The 10063-nt window shown below is 68.3% G+C and carries 11 protein-coding genes; 4 read left to right on the top strand and 7 right to left on the bottom strand.

All coding sequences use genetic code 11. From position 1 onward, the window contains the following. Nucleotides 1–328: 328 nt before the first annotated feature. From E3O19_RS13740 to truB, 4 genes are read right to left on the bottom strand one after another with little or no spacing between them, the layout of a single operon-like run. Entirely contained in the window at nucleotides 329–1258 is a 930-nt protein-coding gene (locus E3O19_RS13740) for a bifunctional riboflavin kinase/FAD synthetase (protein ID WP_134568499.1), read from the bottom strand. Then, the gene (locus tag E3O19_RS13735) at nucleotides 1255–1698 is read right to left on the bottom strand and encodes a hypothetical protein (protein ID WP_134568497.1); all 444 of its coding nucleotides are present in this window, start codon (nucleotides 1696–1698) and stop codon (nucleotides 1255–1257) included. Before E3O19_RS13735 ends, E3O19_RS13740 begins: the two co-directional genes overlap by 4 nt. A gap of 37 nt (nucleotides 1699–1735) precedes the next feature. Beyond that, a complete protein-coding gene (locus tag E3O19_RS13730; RefSeq protein WP_134568495.1) occupies nucleotides 1736–2104 on the bottom strand; it encodes a hypothetical protein in 369 nt (122 codons plus the stop codon). Further along, nucleotides 2101–3060, bottom strand: a complete 960-nt coding sequence (gene truB / locus E3O19_RS13725; RefSeq protein ID WP_134568502.1) for a tRNA pseudouridine(55) synthase TruB — start codon at nucleotides 3058–3060, stop codon at nucleotides 2101–2103. The genes E3O19_RS13730 and truB overlap by 4 nt, the downstream gene beginning before the upstream one ends. Nucleotides 3061–3225: 165 nt before the next feature. Here truB and E3O19_RS13720 point away from each other — a divergent pair, with 165 nt between their 5' ends. Further along, on the top strand, nucleotides 3226–4233 hold the full coding sequence (locus E3O19_RS13720; protein WP_134568493.1) for a ketopantoate reductase family protein: 1008 nt from the start codon (nucleotides 3226–3228) through the stop codon (nucleotides 4231–4233). Between the two features lie 47 nt (nucleotides 4234–4280). Here the strand turns inward: E3O19_RS13720 and E3O19_RS13715 are convergent, their stop codons facing one another. Beyond that, the gene (locus E3O19_RS13715; RefSeq protein ID WP_134568491.1) at nucleotides 4281–4955 is read right to left on the bottom strand and encodes a nucleoside/nucleotide kinase family protein; all 675 of its coding nucleotides are present in this window, start codon (nucleotides 4953–4955) and stop codon (nucleotides 4281–4283) included. Between the two features lie 23 nt (nucleotides 4956–4978). Between E3O19_RS13715 and E3O19_RS13710 the strand changes: the two genes are divergently transcribed. From E3O19_RS13710 to E3O19_RS13700, 3 genes are all read left to right on the top strand, one after another. Beyond that, nucleotides 4979–5872, top strand: a complete 894-nt coding sequence (locus E3O19_RS13710) for an HhH-GPD family protein (RefSeq protein WP_241981377.1) — start codon at nucleotides 4979–4981, stop codon at nucleotides 5870–5872. Nucleotides 5873–5951: 79 nt separating this feature from the next. Then, the gene (locus tag E3O19_RS13705) at nucleotides 5952–6761 is read left to right on the top strand and encodes a thymidylate synthase (RefSeq protein WP_134568489.1); all 810 of its coding nucleotides are present in this window, start codon (nucleotides 5952–5954) and stop codon (nucleotides 6759–6761) included. Next, nucleotides 6758–7252 (top strand): dihydrofolate reductase, encoded by a 495-nt coding sequence (locus E3O19_RS13700; RefSeq protein WP_134568487.1) that lies wholly within the window; start codon nucleotides 6758–6760, stop codon nucleotides 7250–7252. The genes E3O19_RS13705 and E3O19_RS13700 overlap by 4 nt, the downstream gene beginning before the upstream one ends. A 74-nt stretch (nucleotides 7253–7326) precedes the next feature. Here E3O19_RS13700 and rbfA read toward each other — a convergent pair whose 3' ends face one another. Then, nucleotides 7327–7839: a 30S ribosome-binding factor RbfA gene (gene rbfA / locus E3O19_RS13695; protein ID WP_134568485.1), complete on the bottom strand. Its 513-nt coding sequence runs from the start codon at nucleotides 7837–7839 to the stop codon at nucleotides 7327–7329. Between the two features lie 181 nt (nucleotides 7840–8020). After that, a partial coding sequence (infB, locus tag E3O19_RS13690; RefSeq protein WP_134568483.1) for a translation initiation factor IF-2 occupies nucleotides 8021–10063 on the bottom strand: 2043 nt, incomplete at its 5' end.

Here is a 10063-nt window from a genome sequence, read left to right as displayed (position 1 = left end):
TCGGGGTCGAACGGTGCCGGGATTGCCGCTCCTGCCGGGGCGGCTGTTGACTGCGGATCCAAGGCTCCTGCCATGCCCCCAGTATACGCCGAATCGAACAGAGAGTCGAGACTTTGTCACCATTGTTTCTGCATGATATCGGTACTGTGTTCGATCTTTGCCGGTGGTGAACCCTACCGAAATCACGGTGCGGGTCTCGACAAGCTCGACCACCGGGGTTGACGACTGGTTTCGACGGACTCGACCACCGGGACGGACTCGACCACCGGGTCGGGCTCGACCACCGGGTCGGGCTCGACCACCGGCGGGTGCGCCGAACGGACTTAATTCAGGAGAGCAGGTGGCGCACGCGCTCAACGTCGTCGCGCATCTGCACGATCAGCGGTTCGATGCCCGTGAAGGCCACCATGCCGCGGATCCGGTCGACGAACGACACGTCCACGACGTGGTCGTAGAGGTCGATCTCCCGATCGAGCACGTAGGCCTCGACTTGTTTCTGGGCCACGCCGTCGAAGGTGGGGTTGTTGCCCACCGAGATCGCCGCCGGGTAGCGCACCCCGGCATCCGTCAGCCAGCCGGCGTAGACGCCGTCCGCGGGGATGAGTCCCTCGGAGTCTGGCGACAGGTTGGCGGTCGGGAAGCCCAACTCCCTGCCTCTGGCCGCGCCGTGCACGACCTCACCGCGGACGGTCGGAACATGGCCGAGCAGGCCGGTGGCCGCGAGCACGTCCCCGCGGAAGAGAAGCTCTCGAATCCAGGTCGACGACACCCGGCGGATGCTGTCGGGCTTCACATCGTCGATCAGTCGCACGTCGAAGCCGTTGGCGGCGCCGAGCCGCTGCAGCAGGTGCACGTCGCCGGCGGCACGGGCGCCGAACCGGAAGTCCCGTCCGACAAGCACGTGCCTGGCGTGCAGGCCGCTGACCAGCACGGAATCGATGAATTCCTCGGGCGGGAGCGCTGCGAGAGCCTCGTTGAACTCGAGTACGAGGGCAGCGTCGACGCCGGTCTCACCGAGAAGTTTCAGTTTCTGTTCGGTGCTGATCAGGGCCTGTGGGCAGTCGTTCGGCGCCAGCAGGGCGAGCGGATGCCGGTCGAACGTGGCGACGACTGAGGTCAGCCCTTCGGCGTCGGCGAGCGCCTTCAACTCGGCGACGACGGCGCGGTGACCGGCGTGCACGCCGTCGAACTTGCCGATGCTCACGGCTGACGCAGGCCAGTCGGCCGGAATGTCGCCGAGCCCTCTGATGATCTTCATGCGCGTCCAGGGGCCCGGCGGGCGAGCCACCACATGCCCAGCAGCGGGAGGACGAGGGGAATGAACAGGTAACCCCGGCCGTAGACCGACCAGACCGAGTCATGCGGGAACAGGGAAGGGTCGAAGAGGCTGAGGGTGCCGACCGTGAGCACACCGAGCAGCTCGAAGCCGATGGTGATCCAGGCGACCCGGTACCAGCCGCGCCCGCTTCGGATCAGGGCCACGGTGGCTGCGATGTACACCACTGCGGCGAGGGCGGAGAGCGAGTAGGACAGGGGCGCGTCGGCGAACTTGGAGACGATTTGCACGAACGACCGTCCGGTGGCCGCGAGCGCCAGGATGCCATACACGGCGATCAGCACCCGGCCGACGCCGGTCACTCGTCGAGTCGGGGCATCCTCGGTCGTATTCACGTTGGCATCGTTCTGGGGTCCAGTCATGGCTTGCTAATTATCGCAGCATCCGGTGGGTGCTTTCTCACAGCCCCTGTACGGTCCAGATCTGCAGCATCCGGTAGAGCATGACCGCGACTGCGAGGCAGGCCGCGCCCAGGATGACCGTGCTCCACCGGCTGCGCTCGATCAGTGCCCAGATTGCCGCGGTAACCGGCACCAGGATCGCACTGACGAGGTAGGTGTAGAACTCGAGCAGGCTGCCGCTCGCGTTGTTGCCCGTGAACGGTGCGACTATCGCCACGACGAGCTGCGCGAGGAGCAGCAGCTCGACCAGGGCGGTCGCCCCCATCGACAGGTCGGTGGGCTTTCGGCCCAGCAGCCCGAGGCCGATGCAGAGCAGGCCGCCGAGCACGGCGACCGCGACCTGGGCCCAGGCGAACCACTCGATCACGCGTCACCGCCCGGCTCGGGAAGGGTGGCTCCGGAAGGGGCGTGGGCCGGAGCCTCGTCCGGCGGGAAGTTGACGAGGCATTTGGCCTGTCCGCCGCGGAACTCGACCAGGCCGACCAGGCGCCCGCCGGGGGCGATGGCCGCGACCGGTCCGGCCTGGCCCCGGTCCTGCCCGGTTCCGAGAACGATGCGCTTGCCGTGGCCGAGGTCGATGCTCTGCTCTTCGGTGAGATCGAGCCGACCGAGGATGCGCGTTGCCGCCGCCGCCGGACCGATCAGGGCCGAGGCCACATCGAGTTCGGTGAGAGGGCTGGCTTCCTCGATCCGGAACGGTCCGATCCGGGTGCGGCGCAGGCTGGTGAGGTGCCCGCCGACGCTGAGGTCGGCGCCGAGGTCGCGGGCGAGGGCCCTGATGTAGGTGCCGGAGGAGCAATCCACTCGAACGGTGAGGTCGAGGAAGCCGTCGACGGACGTTGCCCGGAGCAGCTCGAACGCGCGCACGGTGACCGGCCGAGCCGGGAGGTCCACCGCTTCTCCGGCGCGCACGCGTGCGTAGGCGCGCACCCCGTCGACCTTGATAGCGCTCACGGCACTCGGCTGCTGGCTGATGTCGCCGGTCAGCGCCAGGATTCCGGCGGCGATGGCCTCCGGCGTAATCCCAGCGACGGCGCCTGCGGGGGCCCGGCCGAGCTCCTCGCCCTCGGCGTCGTCCGTCGTGGTGGCGGCACCCAGCCTGATCGTGGCGAGGTATTCCTTGTCCAGGCCGACGACGTAGGTGAGCAACCGGGTCGAACTGTTGATGCCGAGGATGAGCAGGCCGGTGGCCATCGGGTCGAGCGTGCCGGCGTGACCGACCTTACGAGTACCGGCGAGGCGACGGGTGCGTGCGACGGCGTCATGACTGGTCCAGCCCGGCGGCTTGTCGATGAGCACCAGCCCGCTGGCGGAGCCGCTCATGCGCGCTGGCCGAGCCCGCGGCCCGTTGTCTGGCTGCCGGGAATCGTCGCTCACCCTTGTCATCGTATCCGCCATTCATCGGCGTCGAATCTTCCCGGCCGGGTACGCCCCGATCCGGGGATGGTGGCGGCGCTCCTTCCCCACAGCGCGACCTAGGCTGGGGCCATGAAGATCGCGGTAATCGGAACGGGCGCCCTCGGCGGCACCCTGGCCACCCTGCTGGCGCGGGCCGGTCATGACGTGACCGTGACGGCCCGCGGTGCCGGGTTGGCCGCGATCCGGGCCGACGGCATCCGTCTCACCGGCGGGTTCGGCGAGGCGCACGCCCGCCCGACGGCGTTGGAGCGCCTCGTCGAGACGCCCGACCTGACCCTGATCTGCACCAAGGCGCAGGATGCCGCCGCCGCCATCGCAGGCAATGCGGCCGTTCTCGACGGTTCCCCCGTGATAGTCGTGCAAAACGGTCTCGACGGGGTGGCCACGGCCTCCCGGCTGCTGCCCCGCTCGGAATGTTTCGGCGCCCTGTCGATCATCGCCGCGAACTACACGGCCCCCGGCAGGGTCGACATCACCACGCCAGCGCCCACCTACCTCGGTCGGGGCTCCGGCGCGGCCGACGCCCAGGCCGCCAAATGGCGGGACATCCTGGCCGAGGCCGTGCCCACCAGGGCGATCGACAACTTCGTCGGGGCGCAGTGGACGAAGCTCGTCGTGAACATGCTCAACTCGTTGCCGGCCATCACCGGCCGCAGTGTGCAGGAGGTCGTCGACCATCCAGGTCTCCGCCGGGTGATGACGGCCAGCATGCGCGAGACAGTGCGGGTGGGCAGAGCGCGCGGGGTGCGGTTCGGAGAGCTGCAGGGACTCGGCGACGCACGGCTCCGCCTGTTCTCGCGGCTGCCGCTGTCGTTGGGACAGCTGCTGCCCAGGATGATGCGGGCGCGGATGGGCGACGTGCCCAACCTCGGCTCCACCCTGCAGAGCCTGAGGCGCGGCCAGCGGACCGAGATCGACTATCTGAACGGCGCCGTGGTGCGCGAGGCCGGGCTGGCCGGGCTGGCCGCGCCGGTGAACGTGCTCCTCACCGCGCTGGTGCACGAAGTCGAGGCCTCGGGCACCCCACTCACGCCGGCCGAGGTCTGCGCGCGTTTCACGCCGTTCGCGCTGCGCTGACGCCGCCCGGCCGCTGAGTCCGCGCCGATCCCGGTCGCGTGGCCGGATCAGCAGCTGTCAAAGAACCTGCGCTGTGGCCGATCCGGGTCGGTGAGGTCGACGACGGCGGCCACCCGGCTGCGTGGCCTCACCTCGGTGCGGTAGAGCCGGTCGGCCTCGGCCTGCTCGTCGCCGCGATCGGCCCGGCCGTTGCCCTCCTCGTCGGCAGGAACGACGCTGAGGGCGTCTGCGGCCTCGGCGGCCGTTTCGACGAGGACGCCGTACTGCCAGAGGTCGCGCAGCTCCCGCCGGTTCACGTAGTCACCGTCGATGACCAGGGTGGCGTCGGACGGCCCGGTCAGCCAGGTCGGTTCGATCCAGGCATCCCGGTCCGGATCGAATGCCCGGGTCACGAACCCGGTGCTGCCGCCCATCCGGAACGGGTCGAGCAGCACCCGGCGCAGCAGCGAGAAGTCATAGAGGTGACGGAAGAGCCGCTCAGGGGACTCGGGGCCGAACCGCTCCTGCTCGGCTCGTGACCGCCGGAAATGGGCCAGCGACGCACGGAAGGCCGAATGTTCCCGCTCCATCATCACCGCGGCCAGGTCGTCGGCGAAAGCGGTGCGCGCCGCGTCATCCGTGCCGTCCACGGCCACGACAGTGCGACCGCGTCCGTAGAGGCCGAGGATCTCGGACGCGAGGTCTCGGAGGAATTCGGTCCGGGGTGTGGAGACAAGCTTCATGAATCGACCCTAGGTTAGAAAGCGTGAAGGTCACAGCCCAGGCGAAACGCATCGTCCCCGCTCTCACGGCCTGGTTCAGGGCCAACGGCCGGGACCTCCCCTGGCGACGCGACGGCTTCACGGCCTGGGGCACCCTGGTCAGCGAGTTCATGCTGCAGCAGACCCCGGTCAGCCGGGTCATCCCGCGGCTGGAAGACTGGCTCGAACGCTGGCCGACACCGGCCGATCTTGCCGCCGTGCCGCCCGGTGAGGCTGTGCGCGCCTGGGCAAGCCTCGGCTACCCGCGGCGAGCCCTCTGGTTGCACGCGGCAGCGGTCGAGATAACCCGCCGCCACGACGGCGTCGTGCCCGAAGACGTCGACGCGCTGCTGGCACTCACCGGGGTCGGCGACTACACCGCTCGGGCCGTTGCCGCCTTCGCCTACGGGCACCGGCATCCGGTCGTCGACACCAACACCCGCCGCGTGATCGCCCGGGCGGTCGGCGGACAGGCCGAACCTGCACCACCCTCCCGCACCCGCGACCTCGACGCGATGAGTGCCCTGCTGCCTACGGACCGTGCCGAGGCCGCCGCGTTCAACGCCGCCATCATGGAGCTCGGGGCCGTCGTCTGCACGGCCAGGAATCCCCGCTGCGACGCCTGCCCGATCCGGGACGACTGTGCCTGGCGGGGCGCGGGATCTCCCGCCTACGACGGGCCCCGCAAGGCCGTGCAAAAGAAGTTCGAGGGCAGCGACCGCCAGGTGCGCGGCCTGGTGATGGCCGAACTCCGGGCCACCCACCGCCCGGTGACCGACGCCGAGATCGACGGTTTGTGGCCGGATGCGCCCCAGCGCCGACGCGCCCTGGCCGGCCTGCTCTCCGATGGGCTCGCCGTGCGCCACGGCGACGACGGCTACACCCTGCCGCACCGGTGACGACCCGCCCGGAAGTCGAGGGCGCGTCGCCCGCGACCGCGTGCGACGAATCGGCCGGGGAGACCGTACGATCGTAGCGATGACTGCTTCAATCCAGACTCCATATGAAGACCTGCTCCGCGACACCCTGGCCAACGGGACGCCCAAGGCCGACCGCACAGGCACCGGCACCAGGAGCGTCTTCGGCCGCCAGCTGCGCTTCGACCTCGCCGCCGGTTTTCCGATGGTCACGACCAAGAGGGTGCATTTCCCGTCGATCGCCTACGAGCTGCTCTGGTTCCTCCGCGGCGACGGCAACGTGAACTGGCTCCGCGATCACGGCGTGACGATCTGGAACGAGTGGGCGGACGCGAACGGCGACCTCGGCCCGGTCTACGGGGTGCAGTGGCGCTCCTGGCCGACGGCGTCCGGGGAGAGCATCGACCAGCTCGCCCAGGTCATCGAGACGCTCCGCACCAACCCTGACTCCCGTCGGATGATCGTCTCGGCCTGGAATGTGGCGGACATCCCGAAGATGGCCCTGGCTCCCTGCCACGCCCTGTTCCAGTTCTACGTGGCGGACGGCAAGCTCTCCTGCCAGCTCTACCAGCGCAGCGCCGACCTGTTCCTCGGTGTGCCGTTCAACATCGCCAGCTACGCACTGCTGACCCAACTCGTGGCCGCCCAGGTCGGGCTGGAACTCGGGGAGTTCGTCTGGACCGGAGGCGACTGCCACATCTACGACAACCACGTCGCGCAGGTCACCGAGCAGCTGAGCCGCAGCGCCTTCCCCGCACCGACCCTGCGCATCCAGACCCCGAGGGACAGTCTCTTCGACTACACCTACGAGGACCTGGTCCTGGAGAACTACCGGCATCACCCGGCGATCAAGGCCGCGGTCGCGGTATGACCCTTGGGCTGATCTGGGCCGAGAGCAGCAACGGAGTCATCGGGTTCGACGGCGTGATGCCGTGGCATCTCCCGGAGGACCTCACGCATTTCAAGGCGCTGACGAACGGCGGCACCGTGCTGATGGGTCGGCGCACCTGGGACTCGCTTCCGTCCCGGTTCCGCCCTCTGCCCGACCGCACAAACATCGTGATCACCCGCCAGCAAGGCTGGACGGCGGACGGCGCGCTCGTCGCGCACGCCGTGGATGACGCGCTGGCTCTCGTGACCGGCACTGACGCATGGGTGATCGGAGGCCTGGAGATCTTCGCGCTGACGATCGTTACCGCTGACGTGCTCGAGGTCACAGAGATCAACGCCGACTACCCCGGCGACACGGATGCGCCTGCGATCCCGGCGGGCTGGCGACGCGCCGCTGTCGACCCTGGGCAGGGCTGGCACACCTCGCGAACCGGCATCGAGTACCGGTTCGTGCGCTACCTGCCCGAGTAGCTCGGGCTGCCGCTGGTCGAGTTTGCCGAGCCCGATGAGCGCGGTCTCGACAAGCTCGACCACCGTGGCGGAGGCTAGTTTGCCGCGTCCTCGGTATGCGCGTGGGCGGCGGGGGCTGGAGCCTCGGCCTCGTCGGCCTCTGCTTCGGCATCGTCATCCTCGTCGTATTCGCGGGGCTTGACGTACGGGTCCTCGTCGCCGGCGTACTTCGCCGTGCGTGCGAGTTCGCCGACCTCGGTGTCGCGCTCGCGTGCCTCCCGAAGCAGGTCGTCGATCAGGGCGGCGTTCTCGGGGATGGCGTCGGCGATGAACTCGAGCGACGGCGTGAGCCTGGCGGTGATGTTCTTGCCGACCTCGCTGCGCAGCATCCCGGTCGCGGCCTTGAGGGCCGCGGCGCTGTCGGCGCGCTCCACGGCGTTGCCGTAGACGGTGTAGAACACCGACGCGTGCTGCAGGTCGCCGGTTACCTTGACATCCGTGATCGTCACGAAACCGACCCGCGGGTCGCGGAGACCACGTTCGAGCCGCTTGGCCACGATGACCTTGATGCGGTCGGCCATTTTCCTGGCGCGTGCCGGATCTGCCATTGCTGTACTCCTCTTTCCGAACTTCTGACGCTCTTGAGCTTTCCCCAGCCACCGCGGTGACTCCACACACCATGCGAAAGTTGATCGCGGCGGTCCTCCCCCTGAAGAGGGAATCGGGGTAGGGGTCTCCGCTCTTCCCTTTTTAAAGGGAGGATGGCGGAGACCCCTGAACCGACGGGTATTAGACCCGCGGCTTTTCCTTCATTTCGATCGTCTCGATCTCGTCACCGATCTGGATGTCGTTGAACTTGCCCAGGCCGATACCACACTCGAAGTCCGTGCGGACCTCGGTGACGTCGTCCTTGAACCGGCGCAGCGACTCGATGCCCAGGTTGTCGCCCACGACGATGCCGTTGCGGATGACCCGCGCCTTGGCGTTCCTCGTGATGACACCCGAGCGAACGATGACACCGGCGACGTTGCCGAACTTGGACGAGCTGAACACCTCGCGGATCTCGGCGACACCACTCTGCACCTCTTCGAACTCGGGCTTGAGCATTCCCTTGAGGGAGTTCTCGATGTCCTCGAGTGCGTTGTAGATGACGGAGTAGAAGCGCACGTCCACGCCTTCACGGGCGGCGCGTTCGCGTGCCTTCGTGTCGGGCCGAACGTTGAAGCCGATGATGATGGCGTTGTCGACGGTAGCGAGGTTGACGTCGCTCTCCGTGACCGCACCGACACCGCGGTGGATGATGCGCAGCTGAACCGAATCGTCGACCTCGATCTTGAGGAGCGACTCTTCCAGTGCCTCGACGGCACCGGACACGTCGCCCTTGATGATGAGGTTGAGCGACTCAACCTTGCCCTCTTCGAGTGCACGGGTGAAGTCCTCGAGGCTGATCCGCTTGCGAGCCTTGGCCAGCAGTGCGTTCCGTTCGGCGGCTTCGCGCTTCTCGGCGATCTGACGTGCCGTGCGGTCTTCCTGGATGACCAGGAAGGTATCGCCGGCGCGGGGAACGCTGGAGAGACCCTGAACCTGGACGGCCCTGGACGGGGTTGCGGCGAGAACGGCGACGCCGTTCTCGTCAGCCATCGCACGAACGCGGCCGTAGGCCGTTCCCGCCACGATGGAGTCCCCGACGTGCAGGGTTCCCGACTGGATAAGCACGGTTGCCACGGCACCGCGACCCTTATCGAGGCGAGCCTCGATGGCCACGCCGCGGGCGTCCTTGTTCGGGTTGGCGCGCATGTCGAGTCCGGCGTCCGCGGTGAGCAGCACGGCGTCCAGGATTTCCTGGATGCCGATCTGCTGCTTGGCCGACACGTCGACGAACATGACGTCTCCGCCGTACTCTTCGGCGACGAGGCCGAACTCGGTGAGCTGCTGGCGAACCTTCTGCGGGTTGGCGCCGGCCTTGTCGATCTTGTTCACTGCGACCACGATCGGCACGTTGGCGGCCTGGGCGTGGTTGAGCGCTTCAATCGTCTGCGGCATGATGCCGTCGTCCGCCGCGACCACGAGGATCGCGATGTCGGTGACCTGCGCACCACGGGCACGCATGGCGGTGAACGCCTCGTGGCCCGGTGTGTCGATGAAGGTGATGGCACGTTCAATGCCCTCGTGCTCGGTGACGACCTGGTAAGCACCGATGTGCTGGGTGATTCCGCCGGCTTCGCCCGCCGCAACCTTGGCATTGCGGATGGCGTCGAGGAGCGCGGTCTTACCGTGGTCGACGTGACCCATGACCGTGACGACGGGGGGCCGGGCGAAGAGTTCTTCGTCGGTCTCGTCTTCGAGTTCCTGGTCGATGTCGATGTCGAAGCCGAGCAGGAGCTCGCGGTCCTCGTCATCGGGCGAGACCATCTGGATCTTGTAGCCCAGCTCGCTGCCGAGCACATCGAAGGTGGCCTCGTCGAGGGACTCCGTTGCCGTGGCCATTTCACCGAGGTGGAACAGTACGGTCACAAGATTTCCGGGGCTCGCATCGATCTTGTCGGCGAAGTCCGTGATCGAGGCACCGCGGCGCAGACGCACCACTGTTCCGCCGTCGCCACGGGGAACGCTCACGCCACCCAGCGACGGGGCCTCGCGCAGCTCGAACTCTGCCCTCTTCGTCCGCTTGGACTTGCGAGCCTTGTTCTTGCCGCCACCGCGACCGAATGCACCAGCGGTTCCACCGCCGGGGCCGCGGCCGCGGCCACCTGCACCGCCACCACCTGCCGGACGGGGCGGGCCGAAGCCGGGGGCACCGGCCGGCGCGCCACCGGGGCGCTGGAAGCCGGG

The sequence above is a fragment of the Cryobacterium algoritolerans genome (genome assembly GCF_004402785.1).
Taxonomy (GTDB): domain Bacteria; phylum Actinomycetota; class Actinomycetes; order Actinomycetales; family Microbacteriaceae; genus Cryobacterium; species Cryobacterium algoritolerans.
Note: the sequence above shows the minus strand (reverse complement) of the source record. Positions and strands in the feature narration are given on the sequence as shown.

Excerpts from the sequence above, each read along its gene's own strand:
- E3O19_RS13740 (WP_134568499.1), bottom strand. The coding sequence starts at position 1,258 with ATGAAGATCATCAGAGGGCTCGGCGACATTCCGGCCGACTGGCCTGCG.
- E3O19_RS13735 (WP_134568497.1), bottom strand. The coding sequence starts at position 1,698 with ATGACTGGACCCCAGAACGATGCCAACGTGAATACGACCGAGGATGCC.
- truB (WP_134568502.1), bottom strand. The coding sequence starts at position 3,060 with ATGAGCGGCTCCGCCAGCGGGCTGGTGCTCATCGACAAGCCGCCGGGC.
- E3O19_RS13720 (WP_134568493.1), top strand. The coding sequence starts at position 3,226 with ATGAAGATCGCGGTAATCGGAACGGGCGCCCTCGGCGGCACCCTGGCC.
- E3O19_RS13715 (WP_134568491.1), bottom strand. The coding sequence starts at position 4,955 with ATGAAGCTTGTCTCCACACCCCGGACCGAATTCCTCCGAGACCTCGCG.
- E3O19_RS13705 (WP_134568489.1), top strand. The coding sequence starts at position 5,952 with ATGACTGCTTCAATCCAGACTCCATATGAAGACCTGCTCCGCGACACC.
- E3O19_RS13700 (WP_134568487.1), top strand. The coding sequence starts at position 6,758 with ATGACCCTTGGGCTGATCTGGGCCGAGAGCAGCAACGGAGTCATCGGG.
- rbfA (WP_134568485.1), bottom strand. The coding sequence starts at position 7,839 with ATGGCAGATCCGGCACGCGCCAGGAAAATGGCCGACCGCATCAAGGTC.